The sequence below is a fragment of the Thiemannella venezuelensis genome, from assembly GCF_014203605.1.
GTDB classification, from domain to species: Bacteria; Actinomycetota; Actinomycetes; order Streptosporangiales; family Streptosporangiaceae; genus Planomonospora_A; species Planomonospora_A venezuelensis.
On record NZ_JACHJJ010000020.1, the window covers coordinates 126,766 to 144,622 of the forward strand.

The 17,857-nt window shown below is 72.7% G+C and carries 13 protein-coding genes; 8 read left to right on the forward strand and 5 right to left on the reverse strand.

Annotated features, from left to right (window positions below):
* Positions 1–68 precede the first annotated feature (68 nt).
* The 3 genes from FHS22_RS26090 (at position 69) to FHS22_RS26100 (ending at position 6,805) form a co-directional block, all read left to right on the forward strand.
* A complete protein-coding gene (locus FHS22_RS26090) occupies positions 69–4,580 on the forward strand; it encodes a HAMP domain-containing protein (protein WP_260408282.1) in 4,512 nt (1,503 codons plus the stop codon).
* Positions 4,581–4,738: 158 nt separating this feature from the next.
* Positions 4,739–5,932 carry a chromate efflux transporter gene (chrA, locus tag FHS22_RS26095; protein WP_184945753.1) on the forward strand — a complete coding sequence of 398 codons (1,194 nt, stop codon included), beginning with the start codon at positions 4,739–4,741 and terminating at the stop codon, positions 5,930–5,932.
* A 75-nt stretch (positions 5,933–6,007) separates the two neighbouring features.
* Entirely contained in the window at positions 6,008–6,805 is a 798-nt protein-coding gene (locus FHS22_RS26100; RefSeq protein ID WP_184945755.1) for an SAM-dependent methyltransferase, read from the forward strand.
* A gap of 68 nt (positions 6,806–6,873) precedes the next feature.
* Here the strand turns inward: FHS22_RS26100 and FHS22_RS26105 are convergent, their stop codons facing one another.
* Both FHS22_RS26105 and FHS22_RS26110 read right to left on the reverse strand, forming a co-directional pair.
* Positions 6,874–7,395 carry an aspartate carbamoyltransferase gene (locus FHS22_RS26105; protein ID WP_184945757.1) on the reverse strand — a complete coding sequence of 174 codons (522 nt, stop codon included), beginning with the start codon at positions 7,393–7,395 and terminating at the stop codon, positions 6,874–6,876.
* Positions 7,385–7,816, reverse strand: a complete 432-nt coding sequence (locus tag FHS22_RS26110; RefSeq protein WP_184945759.1) for a MarR family winged helix-turn-helix transcriptional regulator — start codon at positions 7,814–7,816, stop codon at positions 7,385–7,387. The genes FHS22_RS26105 and FHS22_RS26110 overlap by 11 nt, the downstream gene beginning before the upstream one ends.
* A 291-nt stretch (positions 7,817–8,107) precedes the next feature.
* Here FHS22_RS26110 and FHS22_RS26115 point away from each other — a divergent pair, with 291 nt between their 5' ends.
* The 3 genes from FHS22_RS26115 to FHS22_RS26125 all read left to right on the forward strand — a co-directional run bounded on the left by FHS22_RS26115 (position 8,108) and on the right by FHS22_RS26125 (position 10,486).
* Positions 8,108–8,668, forward strand: coding sequence for a DUF4396 domain-containing protein (locus FHS22_RS26115; RefSeq protein WP_184945761.1), 561 nt, complete (start codon positions 8,108–8,110; stop codon positions 8,666–8,668).
* Between the two features lie 31 nt (positions 8,669–8,699).
* Entirely contained in the window at positions 8,700–9,368 is a 669-nt protein-coding gene (locus tag FHS22_RS26120; protein WP_184945763.1) for a TetR/AcrR family transcriptional regulator, read from the forward strand.
* A gap of 134 nt (positions 9,369–9,502) precedes the next feature.
* Positions 9,503–10,486, forward strand: coding sequence for an MBL fold metallo-hydrolase (locus tag FHS22_RS26125; protein ID WP_184945765.1), 984 nt, complete (start codon positions 9,503–9,505; stop codon positions 10,484–10,486).
* A 45-nt stretch (positions 10,487–10,531) separates the two neighbouring features.
* Here FHS22_RS26125 and FHS22_RS26130 read toward each other — a convergent pair whose 3' ends face one another.
* Both FHS22_RS26130 and FHS22_RS26135 read right to left on the reverse strand, forming a co-directional pair.
* The gene (locus tag FHS22_RS26130; RefSeq protein WP_184945767.1) at positions 10,532–12,046 is read right to left on the reverse strand and encodes a carboxylesterase/lipase family protein; all 1,515 of its coding nucleotides are present in this window, start codon (positions 12,044–12,046) and stop codon (positions 10,532–10,534) included.
* A gap of 102 nt (positions 12,047–12,148) precedes the next feature.
* Complete coding sequence (locus FHS22_RS26135) at positions 12,149–13,087, reverse strand: ATP-grasp domain-containing protein (RefSeq protein ID WP_184945769.1); 939 nt, start codon at positions 13,085–13,087, stop codon at positions 12,149–12,151.
* Between the two features lie 341 nt (positions 13,088–13,428).
* Here FHS22_RS26135 and FHS22_RS26140 point away from each other — a divergent pair, with 341 nt between their 5' ends.
* Entirely contained in the window at positions 13,429–15,201 is a 1,773-nt protein-coding gene (locus tag FHS22_RS26140) for an ABC transporter ATP-binding protein (protein WP_260408283.1), read from the forward strand.
* Positions 15,198–17,087, forward strand: a complete 1,890-nt coding sequence (locus tag FHS22_RS26145; protein ID WP_184945773.1) for an ABC transporter ATP-binding protein — start codon at positions 15,198–15,200, stop codon at positions 17,085–17,087. Before FHS22_RS26140 ends, FHS22_RS26145 begins: the two co-directional genes overlap by 4 nt.
* A 78-nt stretch (positions 17,088–17,165) precedes the next feature.
* Here FHS22_RS26145 and FHS22_RS26150 read toward each other — a convergent pair whose 3' ends face one another.
* Positions 17,166–17,822 carry a response regulator gene (locus tag FHS22_RS26150; RefSeq protein WP_184945775.1) on the reverse strand — a complete coding sequence of 219 codons (657 nt, stop codon included), beginning with the start codon at positions 17,820–17,822 and terminating at the stop codon, positions 17,166–17,168.
* Positions 17,823–17,857 lie beyond the last annotated feature (35 nt).

A 17,857-nucleotide genomic window follows, 5' to 3' on the forward strand; every position in this document is an offset into this window, starting at 1 on the left:
CCATTTCCCGACTCGCTTGGTCATACCATTGCCTGACCTGTTCTAGGCCGAGAAATGCGATGGTGGACATGGCTGAGACCGCCGACACGGCGAGGCGCAGGATCGCGAAGGCCGGAGGTGTGGAGGAACTGGACCTGCGCCAGCTCCTGGCCGGCCTCACCGCCGTGCGTGACGGCGACTTCGGGACCCGTCTGCCCGACGAGGGCGACGGCCTGCTGAAGGAGATCGCCACCGTGTTCAACGGCATGGTGGACCAGCTCTCCCTGTTCACCTCCGAGGTGACGCGCGTGGCCCGCGAGGTCGGCACCGAGGGGCAGCTCGGCGGCCAGGCCGAGGTGCCGGGCGTCTCGGGCACCTGGAAGGACCTCACCGACTCGGTCAACGCCATGGCCGGCAACCTCACCGACCAGGTCCGCGACATCGCCCAGGTGGCCACCGCGGTGGCGACCGGCGACCTGTCGCAGAAGATCACCGTGGACGTCCGCGGCGAGATCCTGGAGCTGAAGAACACCCTCAACACCATGGTCGACCAGCTCTCCTCCTTCGCCGACGAGGTCACCCGCGTGGCCCGCGAGGTCGGCACCGAGGGGCGCCTGGGCGGCCAGGCCGACGTCAAGGGCGTCTCCGGCACCTGGCGCGACCTCACCGACTCGGTGAACTACATGGCCGGCAACCTCACCAACCAGGTGCGCTCCATCGCCCAGGTCACCACGGCGGTCGCCAAGGGCGACCTGTCGCAGAAGATCACCGTGGACGCCCGGGGCGAGATCCTGGAGCTGAAGAGCACGATCAACACCATGGTCGACCAGCTCTCCTCCTTCGCCGACGAGGTCACCCGCGTGGCCCGCGAGGTCGGCACCGAGGGGCGCCTGGGCGGCCAGGCCGACGTCAAGGGCGTCTCCGGCACCTGGCGCGACCTCACCGACTCGGTGAACTACATGGCCGGCAACCTCACCGACCAGGTCCGCAACATCTCGCAGGTGGCCACCGCGGTCGCCAAGGGCGACCTGTCGCAGAAGATCACCGTCTCGGCGCGCGGCGAGATCCTGGAGCTGAAGAACACCCTCAACACCATGGTCGACCAGCTCTCCTCCTTCGCCGACGAGGTCACCCGCGTGGCCCGCGAGGTCGGCACCGAGGGGCGCCTGGGCGGCCAGGCCGACGTCAAGGGCGTCTCCGGCACCTGGAAGGCGCTGACGGAGTCGGTGAACGTGATGGCCGACAACCTGACGGCGCAGGTCCGCAGCATCGCCGAGGTGACGACCGCGGTCGCCAAGGGCGACCTGTCGCAGAAGATCCGGGTGGACGCCCGGGGCGAGATCATGGAGCTGAAGGAGACCATCAACACGATGGTCGACCAGCTCTCGGCGTTCGCCGACGAGGTCACCCGCGTGGCCCGCGAGGTCGGCACCGAGGGCAACCTCGGCGGCCAGGCCACCGTCCGCGGGGTGTCGGGCACCTGGAAGGACCTCACCGACAACGTCAACGTCATGGCCTCCAACCTGACCAGCCAGGTGCGCTCCATCGCCCAGGTGGCCACCGCGGTCGCCAAGGGCGACCTGTCGCAGAAGATCACCGTGGAGGCCAAGGGCGAGGTCGCCGCGCTCGCGCAGACCATCAACACGATGGTCGACACGCTGTCGGCGTTCGCCGACGAGGTCACCCGCGTGGCCCGCGAGGTCGGCACCGAGGGCGAGCTCGGCGGCCAGGCCCGCGTGCCCAACGTGGCCGGCACCTGGAAGGACCTCACCGACAACGTCAACTCGATGGCCGACAACCTGACCAGCCAGGTGCGCTCCATCGCCCAGGTCACCACGGCGGTCGCCAAGGGCGACCTGACCAAGAAGATCGACGTGGACGCCCGGGGCGAGATCCTGGAGCTGAAGACCACCATCAACACCATGGTCGACCAGCTCTCCTCCTTCGCCGCCGAGGTCACCCGCGTGGCCCGCGAGGTCGGCAGCGAGGGCAGGCTGGGGGGCCAGGCCGAGGTGGAGGGCGTCTCGGGCACCTGGAAGCGGCTGACCGAGAACGTCAACGAGCTCGCCGGCAACCTCACCCGCCAGGTCCGCGCGATCGCCGAGGTGACCAGTGCGGTGACCTCCGGCGACCTGACCCGCTCGATCACCGTCGACGCCTCCGGGGAGGTGGCCGACCTCAAGGACAACATCAACTCGATGGTGAAGTCGCTGCGCGAGACCACCTTGGCCAACCAGGAGCAGGACTGGCTCAAGTCCAACCTGGCCCGGATCTCCGGTCTCATGCAGGGCCACCGCGACCTGGCCGTCGTGGCCGAGCTGGTGATGAACGAGCTCGCCCCGCTGGTGCGCGCCCAGTACGGAACGTTCCTGCTGGCGGAGGAGGCCCCGGGCGGGCCGGAGCTGCGGGTGGTCGGCGGCTACGGTCACCGGGAGACGGGCCGCCGCCACGGTTTCGGCGGCTCCCTGGTGGGTCAGGCCGCCGTCGCCAGGCGCCCCCTCCTGGTCGAGGACATCCCCGCCGGGTACATCACCATCTCCTCCAGCCTGGGATCGGCCGCCCCGGTCAACCTGATCGTGCTGCCGATCATCGTCGAGGACCAGGTGCTCGGCGTGATCGAGCTGGCCAGCCTCAACCGGTTCACCGCGGTGCACCGGGCCTTCCTGGAGCAGCTGGTGGAGACCATCGGCGTCAACGTCAACACCATCGTCGCCAACGCCCGCACCGACGCCCTGCTCGCCGAGTCCCAGCGGCTGGCGACCGAGCTGCAGATGGGCCAGGAGGAGCTGCAGCGCTCCAACGCCGAGCTGGAGGAGAAGGCGGAGCTGCTCGCCCGGCAGAACCGCGACATCGAGACGAAGAACAGCGAGATCGAGCAGGCGCGCCAGGAGCTGGAGGACCGCGCGCAGCAGCTGGCGCTGGCGTCCAAGTACAAGAGCGAGTTCCTCGCCAACATGAGCCACGAGCTGCGCACCCCGCTCAACTCCCTGCTCATCCTGGCCCAGCTGCTCGCCCAGAACCCGGCCCGCAACCTGACCGCCAAGCAGGTCGAGTACGCCAACGTCATCCACTCGGCCGGCACCGACCTGCTCCAGCTGATCAACGACATCCTCGACCTGTCCAAGATCGAGGCGGGCAAGATGAACCTCAGCCTCGAGCCGCTGCCCCTGCGGCAGCTCCTGGACTACGTCGAGGCGACCTTCCGCCCGCTGACCACGGAGAAGGGGCTGCGGTTCGACGTCGCGGTGGCCTCCGACGTCCCCGCGGAGCTCCTCATGGACGAGCAGCGGCTCCGGCAGGTGCTGCGGAACCTGCTGTCCAACGCGGTGAAGTTCACCGAGAAGGGCTCGGTCGGGCTGCGGGTCGAGCGGATCGGCAGGGCGGACCTGCCAGGGGCGCGGGGGCAGGGGACCCTCGCCTTCCACGTGGTGGACACCGGGATCGGCATCGCGGAGGAGAACCTCTCCCAGATCTTCGACGCCTTCCAGCAGGCCGACGGGACCACCAGTCGCCGGTACGGCGGGACCGGGCTGGGCCTGTCGATCAGCCGCGAGATCGCCGCCCTGCTCGACGGCGAGATACGGGCCGTCAGCGCGGTCGGCAGGGGCAGCACCTTCAGTCTCTACCTGCCGATCATCGAGGCCGCGCCCGGCGTGAAGGCGGCGGGGAACGAGCCCGGTGAGGAGGCCCCGGAACCGCCCGCGGAGCCTGCGGCGCGGCCCGCCGTACCGGAGGCGGACCGGCCGGCCGACGGGAACGGGCGCCGGCTGCTCGTCGTGGAGTCCCGCCCCAACGGGCTGCTCTCCCAGCTCGCCGAGAGCGTGGCGGCCGACCTGGCCGAGACGCACGGTCCGGTCCGGGTCTCCACCGCCAACGAGCCGGGCTCCGCGCTGGAGGCCCTGACCCGCGACGACTACCACTGCATCGTCCTGGACCTGGGCATGCGCCAGGACGCGGCGGCGGAGTTCCTGCGCATCCTCGACGGGAACCCGGCCCTGCGCGAGCTGCCCGTGCTGGCCCACCACACCCGCACGCTCACCCGCCCGCAGGAGAACCTGCTGCAGGGCCGTTCCAACACCCAGTCGCTGGAGCGCCTGCCCAGCCTCGACGAGCTGCGCGAGCGCATCACCCTGCACCTGTCGGCGCAGCAGCCCGGTGACGTGCTCCCCCTCGTCCAGCCCAGCCCCGACGAGCGGCCCCGGGAGCCGGAGCACACCGACACCGTCCTGGCGGACCGCAAGGTCCTGGTCGTCGACGACGACGTGCGCAACGTGTTCGCGCTGACCAACATCCTCGAGCTCCACGGCATGCAGGTGCTCTACGCCGAGAACGGCCGCAAGGGCATCGAGACGCTCTCGCGCAACGAGGACGTCGACCTGGTCCTGATGGACATCATGATGCCGGAGATGGACGGCTACGCGGCCACCGCCGCCATCCGCAAGATGCCGCGCTTCGCCAAGCTGCCGATCATCGCGGTCACCGCCAAGGCCATGCAGGGCGACCGGGAGAAGGCCCTGTCGGCGGGGGCGAGCGACTACGTCACCAAACCGGTCGACGCCGAGGAGCTGCTCGCCCGCATGCAGCGGTGGCTGGACATGTGAGACCCCGGACCGGGCACCGCGCGGAGGACGCCGGCGGTGGCGTCCGCACGGTGGGCCACCGGACCGCGCCGCGGCCCCCGGCGGCCTTCCGGCGTCCGGCAGGTGTTCACCCGGATGGTGCATACTGCCCGACCGGATGCCTCATGTGAAGGAGACCGATGAGCGACTCGGGCGGCGGGCCCGGCGACGGCGGGCGCCCCGCCCGCCCCGGCCGGGTTCTGGGCGAGGTGGCCGCGGTCTTCCTCAAACTCGGCGTGATCGGGTTCGGCGGGCCGGCCGCGCACATCGCGATGATGCGCGAGGAGCTGGTACGGCGGCGCGGCTGGGTCTCCGACGGGCGCTTCCTCGACCTGGTGGGGGCGGCGAGCCTCATCCCCGGGCCGAACTCCACCGAGGTGGCCATCCACCTCGGCCACGAGCGGGCCCGCTGGCGGGGACTGATCGTCGCCGGGGTGTGCTTCATCGTCCCGGCGTTCGCCATCGTGCTCGCCCTGGCCTGGGCGTACGTCCGCCACGGCCGGACACCCGCCGCAGAGGGACTGCTCTACGGGATCAAACCCGTGGTCGTGGCCATCGTGGTGTGGGCCCTGGCCGGCCTGCTGCGGACCGCGGTCAAGGGGTGGCTGACCGGCGCCGTCGCCGCGGCCGCGCTGGCGGCCTACCTCCTCGGCGCCGGTGAGCTCCTCGTGCTGGCGGCCGGCGGGCTGGTGGTCATGGCGGTGCGTACCGGGAGGGGCCTGCTCCCGGGCGCAGGCGTGCACGCGCTCACCGGTCCGCTGCTGGTCGCGCTGCCGGGCGGATCCCGCCTCGCCGACCTCACCGGCGGTCAGCCGGCCCAGCTCTTCCTCACCTTCCTGAAGATCGGTTCGGTGCTGTACGGCAGCGGCTACGTCCTGCTCGCCTTCCTGGAGGGCGACTTCGTGGAGCGGCTCGGCTGGATCACCCGGGTGCAGTTGCTGGACGCGGTCTCCATCGGGCAGGTCACCCCCGGTCCGGTGTTCACCACCGCCACCTTCGTCGGCTACGTGGTCGCGGGACTGCCCGGCGCGGTCCTGGCGACGGTCGGGATCTTCGCCCCGTCGTTCGCCTTCGTCGCGCTGCTGACCCGGATCGTCGACCGCGTCCGGGACCGGGTCTGGTCCTCGGCGTTCCTCGACGGCGTCAACGCCACCGCGCTGGCCCTGATGGCGGGGGTCACCGTAGAGCTTTCCGGCGAGGCGATCGTGGACCCGCTCACCGCGGTCCTGGCCGCGGCCGCCCTGCTCCTGCAGTGGCGCACCCGGCTCAACACCGCCTGGCTCATCGCCGCTGCCGCGGCGATCGGCCTGGCGCGCGAGCTCCTCATGGGGTGACCTGCGGACCTTACGCACACCGGCCGCCGCTCGATACGATCTTCACCTGACCTCGCCGCCGAAGGAGACCGCTCCATGACCGAGCAGACCCGCGTGCCCGCCGGTGTCGACCCCAGCATGCCGAGCTCCGCCCGCGTCTACAACTACCTGCTCGACGGCAAGGACCACTTCGAGATCGACAGGGCCGTCGCCGCCCGCCTCCTGGAGGCCGCACCGGACACCCGGCTGGTCGCCAAGGCCAGCCGGCGTTTCCTGCTGGGCGCCGTCCGCCACATGGCGGAGAGCGGGGTGCGCCAGTTCCTCGACCTGGGCGCGGGCATCCCCGCCTCGCCGAGCGTGCACGAGGTCGCGCAGGAGGTCCACCCCGGCGCGCGGACCGTCTACGTCGACTACGACCCGGTCGTGAAGCTGCACAACGAGGCGCTCCTGGCCGACGGGAAGGACGTGGCCAGCCTCCAGGCGGACGTCCGCGACCCCGCGGGCATCCTCCAGGCCCCGGAGGTCACCGGGCTCGTCGACTTCTCCGAACCCGTGGGGGTCCTGCTGGTCGGGGTGCTGCACTTCGTCACCGACGAGGAGGACCCCGCCGGGATCGTGCGCGCCTTCCGCGACCGCATGGCCCCGGGCAGCCATCTGCTACTCTCCCACGCCATGGCCGAGAGCGACCCGGGGGCCAAGGCCCGGCTCCTCGCCTCGACCGCGGGCTCTCCCGCGCAGCCGGTCTTCCGCACGCACGAGCAGGTGCTGGCCCTGTTCGACGGGTTCGACCTCGTCGAGCCCGGGCTGGTGCCGGTGCAGGACTGGCGGCCCGACCTGGAGGAGCCCCCGACGGGCATGCGCTTCGACGGCGGGCTCGGCCGCGTCGACCGGTAGCGCGGGACCGCGCGTCTTCGCAGGAACCACCGGGCTCCGGAGGAAGAGAGGGCGCCCGGAAGGGCGGGTCATCCGTGTTCGGCGTGCCGGCCGTGGTCGGCGACCTGGGCGTCGAACCACGCGTGCAACGCCGTGACCAGGGACGCGTCGGTGGTGGTGTAGGTGATCCGGGCGCCGGCGGGCAGCTCGGCGTAGCGGATGTCGATGCGGTCGTGGCCTCGTTCGAGGTCGTGCAGGCCCGGCATCCCGCCCCCGTGGATGGAGGCGGGGTCGCCGTAGTCGCCCTTGCCGAACGCCGCGGCTTCGGCGGTCAGGTGCTCGCGGATCGACCTGACCTGCCCGGCGTCGGCCGGGTCGTCGGAGGTGACCGTCTGCACGCCGCCGGTGGCCGACTTGGCGAAACGGTGCGTGGTGCGCTCCAGGTCGAACGGCATCACCTGCCGGCCCCTGGCGGCGATCTCGGCCTGCCGGGCGGCCGGCGCCTGCTGCTCACCCCGGCCGATGAGCGCATACGCCGTCGCGGCGGCGGCGAAGGCGACGGCCGCGAGCACGGCGGTGAGCGCCCGGGCGCGCCGATGCTCAGAATTCATCCATGGCCTCCGTGAGGACGGTCAGGGCGCGCAGCACGTCGGCGCGTTCGCCCTCGGGGATACGGTCCAGAACGGCGGAGAACCGCTCCGCCCTGGCCGCGGCCAACCGGGCGGCGGCCTCCGCCCCGTGCGGAGTGAGCCGGACCAGCACGCCGCGCCCGTCGTCGGGCGCCGGCGCGCGCTCGGCCCAGCCGCGGTTGATGAGCTGCGTGACCAGCCGGCTGGTGGTGCTCTTCTCCAGCCGGAGCCGGTGCGCCAGCAGGCTCTGCCGCAGCGCGCCGCCCCTGGCCAGCTCGCCCAGCGCATGAGCCTCCGAGGTCGGGACGGGCTGCCCGCAGGGGGTCTGGTCCGGCTGGTGGAGGCCGAAGGCCCGGACGAACCTGGCCACGGCCTCCTGAAGGTCTGATGCCTCAGCAGACATGGTTCGACCGTACAACTATTTGGTTCGACCATGCAACCGGCCGCGGAGCCCGGCCGGGAGGGGTGCACTTCGGGCAGGACCCAGGTCCCACCGGTGGCACGACAGGACCCCGGTCCCACCTGCGGCGCGGCAGGATCCGGCCGGCAGGAGGGCGCCGGCCGAAGCCGCCCCGCCGCCCGGGGTGCGCGGGGTGCGCGGGCGGTGGCGCCGTCGCGGCGGACCGGTTGCCATATACCCCCCAAGGGTATAAATTCAGACGTGCCGGCACCACTCGGCAACGGAGGAGAAGAGATGTCCGAACCGACCCACCGCACCGCACACGGGCAGCAGGAGGCGAGCGACAGGCGCGCCGGCCACCATGGGCACGACCACCGGTCGCACGCCGGCCACGAAGGACACACCGGACACGCGCCGAAGGCGACCTGGGGGACGGCCGTCTCGGCGACCCTGCACTGCCTCACCGGCTGCGCCATCGGCGAGGTCCTGGGGCTGGTCATCGGCACCGCGCTGGGCTGGTCCACCGCGCCCACCATCGCCGCGGCCGTGGCCCTGGCCTTCTTCTTCGGCTACCTGCTCACCCTCGTCCCGCTGCGCCGCGCCGGCGTGGGCCAGGGCACCGCGATCAAGCTCGCCCTCGCCGCCGACACCGTCTCCATCGCCGTCATGGAGATCGTCGACAACGGCGTCATGCTCGTCGTCCCCGGAGCCATGGACGCCGGCCTGACCAGCGGCCTGTTCTGGGGCGCGCTGGCACTGGCCTTCCTGGTGGCCTTCCTCGTCACCGCCCCGGTCAACAAATGGATCATCGGCCGGGGCGGGGGCCACGCCGTCGTCCACGCCTACCACCACTGACATCACGCACCCGCGGGGACGGAGGACTCCCATGAACCGGCCCGACCGCCGAGCACGCCGCACCCGGCGCGCCGTCCAGGACGCGCTGGTCGAGCTGATCCTGGACAAAGGCTACGGCGCGGTCACCGTCACCGACCTGGTCGACCGCGCCGACATCGGCCGCTCCACCTTCTACTCCCACTTCTCCGGCAGGCAGGACGTCCTGTTCAGCAACATCGACGAGGTCGCCGACCTCCTGCGCCCCGGCCGCGGGGACGGGACGGGACCGGCCCTCTCCTTCGCCCTGCCCCTGCTGGAGCACATCGACGAGAACCGCCACCTGGTCCGCGCCCTGACGGGCCCGGGCAGCGACACGGCCGTCCAGGACCGGATCCGGCGAGTCCTGTCATCGATCATCCGCGCCGAGCTCCTCACCGCCCGGCCCGCCGGCGCTCGGCCGAGCGCCGATCTGGACGTGGTCGTGGCCTGCGCCGTCGGCGCGTTCATGGCCCTGGTCTCCCGCTGGACGGACGGCGACACGGCGGAGACGCCCGCACAGTTGGAGGCGGTCTTCCGCAGGATGCTGTCCGCCGCGCACGCGGACCTCCCCGGCGACCCCCCGGGACCGGCGGGCAGAAGGACCGGCGGGCAGGACCCGCCTGCGACCTCCGGCGACGCCGGGCCGGGCCGGGCGATGCCGTCCGGGCGGATGCGTTCGTGAACAGGGGACCCCGGAATGTCCGGTACCGGACACCATCGCCCGACCTGGTCGTTGACCCTCGAATCCGCTGAGCGGTACTTCCTTCTCCGACAACCTTCGCCTGATACGGAGAGCCATCCTCCGCGGAGCCGCTCATGCCCCTGTACGTCCCGCCCCAGCCCGCACCCGTGACCATCGGGCGCCGCACCATCGTCCCGCTGATCGACGCCGCCGGAGACGTGCTACCGCCCGAACGGCTGTTCCCCGGCCTTCCGGCATCCGACCTCGCCCGCCTGCTCGCCGCCGACGGCATGCGCGAGCCGATGGTCGTCACGGGCTTCGCCATCGTCGGAGCCGGCACCACGATCCTGGTCGACACCTGCCTCGGCGGGAGAAAACAGGGCAGGAACGGCCCCTTCCCCGGTTTCACCTCCCGGTGGATGACCACCCTCGCCGAAGCCGGCATCGATCCCGCCGCCGTGGACACCGTCGTCAACACCCACCTCCACCACGACCATGTCGGCTGGAACACGACCGACACCCTGCGACCGGCCTTTCCCGCCGCGCGCTACCTTCTCGCCGAAGCGGAGTACGGCCGTCTCGCCGACGGAGGCATCCGGCACGCCGAGCGAATCGCCCAGTGCGTCCATCCGGTGGAGAAGGCCGGGCAGCTGGACCTGGTCGCCGGAGCCCACCGGATCGACGACGGCGTACGGCTGGTTCCCGCACCCGGGCACACTCCCGGCCATCTCATCGTGGAGATCACCGACGAGGGCCGGACCGCCGTGATCGCAGGCGACCTGCTCCACCACCCCCTGCAGCTGACCCGGCCGGACATCTCCTCATCCTTCTGCGACGACCCCGAGCAGGCCGCCGAATCCCGCCACCGGGTGCTGGCGGACCTCGCCGCCCGCACCGGCGTCCTGCTGGCCGCCCATCTCCCCCGTGCCGGAGAGATCCACCGGCGAGGCGGCGGCTTCGCCCTCCAGGAAGCCTCCTCGCGCTCCGTCCGGCCGCCGGGGCCTCCGGAAGCGGTCGCCCGCCGACCGGCGGAGCCCGCCCGGAGGAACCCGGCAGGTCCCGCGGGCCCACGGGTCCGCGGCGCGCAGGCCGACGGAGCCGACGGCCGATCCGCGTGAGAGGAGCCGGCGGCGGGCCCGCGGGCGGCACGGTCCGGCACGGACCTACAGGTCCCGCCAGAGGCGGCCCTCCTCCGCGAGGGGGGCGTGGGCGAGGCGGCCGGGGGCGTCGAAGATCCAGGTGGGATGGTCGTGCTCGCCGTACGGCGGCCAGCCGGGATCCCCGGAGGCGACGAACGCGACCCACGCCGCGTGCATCTCCCGGGCCAGGACGGCGGGCGGGGTGGGGCCGCACATGCGGCCCACGCCCTCGGCGTCGAGGTTGTCGAAGACGAACGGCAGGTCCACGCAGTGGCCCGCGCCGACCATCCCGTCCCGCGCGGGCGAGCGCCAGCGGACCTCGTAGGCGTGGACCGGCCGGCCGGCCGCCGCGGCGGCCTCGGTGAGGCGGAGGGTCGGCACCCGGAAGATCCGGTCGGTCAGGATCTGGGCCAGGACCTCCAGCCCGGCGGGGATCCTCTCCTCGTAGAAGCGGCGGGCCTCGGGCCCGGCCTCCAGAGCGCGCAGCGCCCGCTCGTACTCCTCCCCGCCGAGCGGGCCGGGCCAGGCGCGGACGGCCTCGTTGAACTCCTCGGCGGTGGCCCCGACGAGCAGCGCGGCGGGATGCGCCGAACCGTCCTTGATCATGTCGTACGGGCTCCTGGCCACGACCTCGCCGTCGTTGACGGGGTTGAAGCCCTTGGGCCCCGGGGCGAAGATAGCGTCGAGCGGGCCGGGACGCCGTTCACCGGCGCCCTGCCCGTCGGACCCCTGCCCGTCGGGGTTCCCCTCACCCGACCCGTCGCCGGGGTCCAGCGAGCCGTACGCGGCGACCAGCTCCTCCGGGGCGAAGGCCGAGAACGCCTCACGCGTGGGCGGCACGCCGAGCCTCCGGGCGAGCGCACGGGCGGCCGCGCGGGCCGGTTCGACCGGCTCCCAGGCCACCGCCCCGCCGCTCATGTCGATCACCCGGTGGAGCAGCCCGGCGGCGGCGGGCACCGCGAGCAGGGTCACGCTCGCCTGACCGCCCGCCGACTGCCCGCCCACTGTCACCGCGCCGGGATCGCCGCCGAAGGCCGCGATGTTGTCGTGGACCCAGGTGAGCGCCCGCACCCAGTCGAGCACGCCCAGGTTGACCGGGGCCCCGTCGAGCGGGAGGAAGCCCTCGACGCCCAGCCGGTAGTTGACGGCGACGAACACCACCCCGTCACGGGCGAAGGTCGTCCCCCGGTACCACGGGCTGGCGTTGCTGCCCCCGTTGAAGGCGCCGCCGTGGATCCAGACCAGCACCGGCAGCCCGGCCGCGCCGGGGTCGGGCGTGAAGACGTTGAGGTTGAGGCAGTCCTCCCCCGCGATGAGCGGCTCGGGCACGCCCTCGGTGTAGTCGCTCGGCGGCTGCGGGGCGGTCGGCCCGTAGGCGTGGCAGTAGCGCACCCCGTCCCACGGGCTGGGCGGGACCGGCGCGGTGAAGCGCAGCCCGCCGGACGGAGGGGCCGCGAAGGGGATTCCGAGGAACTCGGCCACACCACCGGCCCAGTGCCCGCACACCCGTCCGCTCGTGGTCACCACCTGGGGGTCCATGCCTTTTCCCTACCCCGCCCCGGCCTCCGAGGACCGGAACCGGGCCGGCCGGAGCCGGTGACGGGCCGCGGCCCGGGTGACCGCGCTTCAGGTGACCGCGCTTCAGGTGGTGGCCGCGAGGGGCTCCTCGCCCGCGGCCGCCAGGATCTCCTCCGGCGACGCCGCCCCGGACAGGGCGAGCGAGGCGTTCTCCCGCACCTTCCGCTCGATCAGGTCCAGGATGGGGCCGCGCAGGTCCACGTGCTCGAACCCGCCGAACGCGGGGAAGGAGTTGGTCTCCAGGATGACCGGGCCGTCCGCGCCGCGCAGCAGGTCGGCGCTCATCAGGTCGAGGTCGGCCGCGCGGGCCGCACGCTCGACGACGCTCACCTCCTCCTCCGTCAGCTCGACCGGACGGCACACGTCGCCGGGCCCGTTCGAGCGGAAGTCGCCGGGACGGCCGCCCGTCTGCTCGACCGCCGCGACGAACCTCCCCCCGATGACGATCACCCGGTGGTTGAGCCCCGCCGCCTCGGCGACGAACCGCTGCACCAGCAGCGGGATCCCCCGCTCGCGGATCGAGGCCGCCTTGGCCAGCAGTTCGCCCTCCTCCCGGGCGAGGGTGACCTCGGCCCCCCGCGCCCCGTCCGGCTGCTTGAGCACGACGGGGTAGCCGTACTCCCGGGCGAACAGCCGCAGCTCCCGGTCGTTGGGGCAGAAGGCGGTGGCGGGGGTGGGGACGCCGTGCGCCGCCAGCCGGACGTGTGTGGCGAACTTGTCGGCCGAGCGCAGCACGGCGCCCACCGAGTTGAGGTGCGGGATGTCCTCCTCCACCGCGCCGAGGACGATGAGCCCGTCCAGGGCGTCGGTGGACATCTGGTGGATGATCCCGTCCACCTCCAGCGGGACGCCGCCGGCGCAGAGCCGCGGGCCGCTGCCGTCGAGCGCCACGCTCAGCTCGTTCCACGGGGCGACGCGCGGCAGGTGCCCCCGGCGCAGCGCCCCCTCCTCCAGGTATCTGATGTCATCGTTCGCCGGACCTTCGCCAGTTATGATCAGCAAGCGGAGTCCGGAGCCGTTTACCCCTTTTTCCATACTCTCCGTATTTCCGTGATTACATAAAGTGATATCCCGTCGGAAGCAACGGTTCTCCCCCTCCAGCGGGACGCCTCCGGCCCGCCTCCCCCGGCTCCGCCGTACGGAAAACCGTTTGACGGCCCCCTTAGCCTTAACGGGCTCTTCGCCTGGGAATGGTGAAGGGCGTCAACTGAAGACCGTGAGGAGCGTGCTGCCTGCCGATGCCCCCTGATACCGAGTCCACCGGCCCAGAACCCCGCACCCGACAACCCCGCACCCGATGGCTCCGCCGCCCACGCCTCACCAGGATGGGCTCGCTCTGGCGGATGAAGTCCTATCTCCGCCCCTATTCCGGCCGCCTGACCGCCATCTGGCTGACGTCCTTCACCGGAATCGCGATCGGCATCGCCATCCCGCTGGTCGGAAAGCAGATCGTCAACGGCCCCGTCGCCCGCGGCGACACCGGCGCCCTGTTCCCCCTGGCCCTGCTCGCCCTGGCGCTGGGCGCGGTCGAGGCACTGTTCGTCCTGGTACGCCGCTGGCTGCTCGCCGACGCCGTCATCGGCCTGGAGACGGCCATCCGCGACGACCTCTACCGGCACCTGCAGCGGCTGCCGATGAGCTTCCACGGCGCCTGGCAGTCCGGCCAGCTGCTGTCACGCGTGACGACCGACCTGTCGACCATCCGGCGGTTCCTCGGGTTCGGCATGCTCTTCCTCGTGCTGATCACCGTGCAGATCACCGCGGTGACCGTGCTGCTGTTCCAGATGTACTGGCCGCTCGGCCTGCTGGTCGCCGGATCGGCGGTGCCGGTCGTGGTCGTCTCGATGCGGTTCGAGAAGGGCTACATCGCCATCTCCAGGCAGGTCCAGGACGAGCAGGGCGACCTGGCCACCGTCGTCGAGGAGTCCGCGGGCGGCATCCGCACGATCAAGGCGTTCGGCCGCGGCGGGCACGTCTTCGACGTCTTCGACGACGGCGCGCGCAAGGTCTACCGGACCTCGATGGAGAAGGTACGGCTCTCCGCGAGGTTCTTCACCTTCCTGGAGGTCGTCCCGAACCTCACCCTCGCCCTCGTGCTGCTGCTGGGCGCGCTCGCGGTCGGCTCGGACCGGCTGCTGCCGGGCGACCTGATGGCGTTCACCGTGCTGATGCTCCAGCTGGTGTGGCCCATCTCCTCGCTCGGGTTCATCCTGGCCATGGCGCAGGAGGCCATGACCGCGGCGGACCGGGTGGCGGAGGTGCTCGACACCGACCCGGACATCGTCGGTGGCGCGAAGGCGATCGACCGGCCCCGCGGCCACCTGCGCTTCGAGGGGGTGGAGTTCCGCTTCCCCGGCGCGGCCGAGCCGGTGCTGCGCGACGTCTGGCTGGAGGTACGGCCGGGCGAGACGGTCGCCGTCGTCGGCGCCACCGGGTCGGGGAAGACCACGCTGACCTCGCTCGTCCCCCGGCTGCACGACGTCACCGCGGGACGGGTCACGATCGACGGCCGGGACGTGCGCGACCTGCCGCTGCCCGTGCTCCGCTCGCTGGTGGCCACGGCCTTCGAGGAGCCGACGCTGTTCTCGATGAGCGTCCGGGAGAACCTCGCGCTGGGCAGGCCCGACGCCACCGACGAGGAGATCGAGGCCGCCATCGAGGTGGCGCAGGCCGGCTTCGTCCACGGGCTGCCGTGGGGACTGGCGACCCGGATCGGCGAGCAGGGGATGTCCCTGTCCGGCGGCCAGCGCCAGCGGCTCGCCCTGGCCCGGGCCGTCCTGTCCCGGCCGAAGATCCTCGTGCTGGACGACACGCTGTCGGCGCTGGACGTCGAGACGGAGGCCCTGGTGGAGGAGGCGCTCCGGCGCGTGCTGCGGGACGCCACCGGGATCGTCGTCGCACACCGGGCCTCGACCGTGCTCCTGGCCGACCGGGTCGCGCTGCTGCTGGACGGCACGGTCGCGCACGTCGGCCGGCACCACGAGCTGATGGCGGCGGTGCCGGAGTACCGCGCACTGCTCTCCGCCGGACTGGACGCCGACGACGCGGACGACGACGCGGACGACGGCCTCGACGACGACCTGGACGGGCTGGACGCGGAGGGGGCGCTGCGGTGAGCGGTCAAACCACCACACAGGGGACGCAGGACTGGCGCGGCGTGGCCGCCGAGGACCGGGACGAGGTCCCGGAGCAGGTGTCGTTCCTGCTGCGCGACCGCTCCCGGCGGCTCCTGGCCGATCTGCTGCGGCCGTACCGGCGCCGGATCGCCCTGCTCGTCGCGGTCATCGTGGTCTGCAACGCCGCCTCGCTCGCCATCCCCCTCCTGGTGCAGGTGGGCATCGACTCCGGCATCCCGCCGATGCGGGCGGGCGAGGGGCCGGGCACGCTGCTGGCGGTCGTCGCGGCGGCGCTGGCGGCGGCGGTGACCCAGGCGGCGACCCGGCAGGCCTTCCTGACGATGGCCGGGCGGATCGGCCAGGGCATCATCCTGGAGCTGCGCCGGCGGGTCTTCCGCCACTTCCAGCGGCTCTCGCTCTCCTTCCACGAGGACTACACCTCCGGCCGGGTCGTGTCCCGGCTCACCTCCGACATCGACGCCATCTCCGAGATGCTCCAGTCGGGCTTCGACAGCCTCGTCACGGCCGTGCTGACCCTGGCCGGGACCGCGGTCCTGCTCCTCGTCCTGGACGTGCACCTCGGCCTGGTCGCGCTGCTGCCGCTCCCGGTGCTGCTGCTGTTCACCCGCTGGTTCCGGCGGCAGTCGAGCATCGCCTACCGCCGGACCCGGGAGACCGTGGCGCTGGTGATCGTGCACTTCGTGGAGTCGATGACCGGCATGCGCGCGGTCCAGGCCTTCCGCGGCGAGCGGCGCAACCAGGAGATCTTCTCCCGGCTCAACGCCGACTACCGGGACGCCAACATCCGGAGCATGCGCCTGATCGCGGTCTTCATGCCGGGCGTCAAACTGATCGGGAACGTCACGATCGCCGCCGTCCTGTTCTACGGCGGGTGGCTGGCCATCGACGGCCAGGTCACGGTGGGCGTGCTCACCGCGTTCCTGCTCTACCTGCGCCAGTTCTACGAGCCGATGCAGGAGATCAGCCAGTTCTACAACACCTTCCAGTCGGCCGGGGCCGCGCTGGAGAAGCTCTCCGGCGTGCTGGAGGAGCGGCCCGCGGTGGCCGAGCCGCGCGAGCCGGCGGCGCTGGAGCGGCCCCGGGGACGGCTCCGCTTCGACGGGGTGGAGTTCTCCTACCTGGACGGCACCCCGGTGCTGCCCCGGCTGGACCTGACGGTCCCGGCGGGGCAGGTCGTGGCGCTGGTCGGCGCCACCGGGGCGGGCAAGACCACGCTGGCGAAACTGGTCGCCCGGTTCTACGACCCGGGCGCCGGCCGGGTGCTGCTGGACGGGGTCGACCTGCGGGACCTGTCCGAGGACGCGCTGCGCCGGGCGGTCGTCCTGGTGACGCAGGAGAACTTCCTGTTCACCGGCTCGATCGCGGACAACATCAGGTTCGGCCGCCCCGGCGCGGACGCGGACGAGGTCGCCGCGGCGGCCCGCGCCGTCGGCGCCCACGGTTTCGTCTCGGCCCTCCCCGACGGCTACGACACCCAGGTCGGGAAGCAGGGCGGCCGCCTGTCGGCGGGGCAGCGGCAGCTCGTGGCGTTCGCCCGCGCCTTCCTCGCCGACCCCGCCGTGCTGATCCTCGACGAGGCCACCTCCAGCCTGGACGTGCCCGGCGAGCGGCTGGTGCAGCGGGCCATGCGGACGATCCTCACGGACCGGACCGCCCTGATCATCGCCCACCGGCTCTCGACCGTCGAGATCGCCGACCGGGTGCTGGTGATGGACGGCGGCCGCATCGTGGAGGACGGCCCGCCCGCCCGGCTCATCGCGGAGGCGGGCCGCTTCGCCGGCCTGCACCGGGCCTGGCTGGACAGCATCTCCCACCGCGGCCCGGGAGGGGCCCCGGATCTCCAGGAGTCACCCGGGCGGAACTGACCGCACCCCCGAGGGCCCCGCGGCGGCGGTCGCCGATCCCGCCGCGGGGCCCGCGCGGGCGGCCGCGCACAGGACCGCTCAGAGCAGACCCCGGTCACGGGCGTAGATCGCCGCCTGGGTGCGGTCGCGCAGCCCGAGCCTGCCGAGGATGCGGGAGATGTGGTTCTTGACCGTCCCCTCGCTGAGGTAGAGGCTCTCCGCGATCTCGCGGTTGGTCGCGCCGCGGGCGACCAGCCGGAGCACCTCCGTCTCACGGCCGGTCAGCGCCGGGTCCGTCCGGTCGTCGGGCGGGGCGGCGGCCCCGGGGCGGGTGAGCGCGGAGGCCAGGCGCGCCGCCGCCGCCGGGTCGAACTGCACGACACCGGCGTGCGCGAGCCGGACGGCGGCGGCGAGCTCCCGCGCCGGGAGGTCCTTCAGCAGGTAGCCGCTGGCGCCCGCGCGCAGCGCCTGCACGACGTACTCCTCGTCGTCGAAGGTGGTGAGCATGACCACGCGGCAGGCCGGGGCGCGCCGCCGAAGCTCCGCGACGGCGCTGACCCCGTCCATCACGGGCATGCGGACGTCCATCAGGACCACGTCCGGCCCGAGCTCCACCGCCTTGTCGACGGCGTCGCGGCCGTCGGCGGCGGTCCCCAGGACGGTGATGCCGTCCTGGATGCCGAGCAGCGAGGCGATGCCCTCGCGGATCAGCCGCTGGTCGTCGGCGACCAGGACGCTCACCTGCTCACCGGCCATGGCCCGCCTCCCGCGCGGGACCCGGGAAACCGCCG

What these genes read in the sequence shown, in the direction of transcription:
- FHS22_RS26115 (WP_184945761.1), top strand. Translation starts at nt 8,108, where the DNA reads ATGTCCGAACCGACCCACCGCACCGCACACGGGCAGCAGGAGGCGAGC.
- FHS22_RS26120 (WP_184945763.1), top strand. Translation starts at nt 8,700, where the DNA reads ATGAACCGGCCCGACCGCCGAGCACGCCGCACCCGGCGCGCCGTCCAG.
- FHS22_RS26105 (WP_184945757.1), bottom strand. Translation starts at nt 7,395, where the DNA reads ATGAATTCTGAGCATCGGCGCGCCCGGGCGCTCACCGCCGTGCTCGCG.
- chrA (WP_184945753.1), top strand. Translation starts at nt 4,739, where the DNA reads ATGAGCGACTCGGGCGGCGGGCCCGGCGACGGCGGGCGCCCCGCCCGC.
- FHS22_RS26140 (WP_260408283.1), top strand. Translation starts at nt 13,429, where the DNA reads ATGAAGTCCTATCTCCGCCCCTATTCCGGCCGCCTGACCGCCATCTGG.
- FHS22_RS26150 (WP_184945775.1), bottom strand. Translation starts at nt 17,822, where the DNA reads ATGGCCGGTGAGCAGGTGAGCGTCCTGGTCGCCGACGACCAGCGGCTG.
- FHS22_RS26090 (WP_260408282.1), top strand. Translation starts at nt 69, where the DNA reads ATGGCTGAGACCGCCGACACGGCGAGGCGCAGGATCGCGAAGGCCGGA.
- FHS22_RS26130 (WP_184945767.1), bottom strand. Translation starts at nt 12,046, where the DNA reads ATGGACCCCCAGGTGGTGACCACGAGCGGACGGGTGTGCGGGCACTGG.
- FHS22_RS26100 (WP_184945755.1), top strand. Translation starts at nt 6,008, where the DNA reads ATGACCGAGCAGACCCGCGTGCCCGCCGGTGTCGACCCCAGCATGCCG.
- FHS22_RS26125 (WP_184945765.1), top strand. Translation starts at nt 9,503, where the DNA reads ATGCCCCTGTACGTCCCGCCCCAGCCCGCACCCGTGACCATCGGGCGC.
- FHS22_RS26110 (WP_184945759.1), bottom strand. Translation starts at nt 7,816, where the DNA reads ATGTCTGCTGAGGCATCAGACCTTCAGGAGGCCGTGGCCAGGTTCGTC.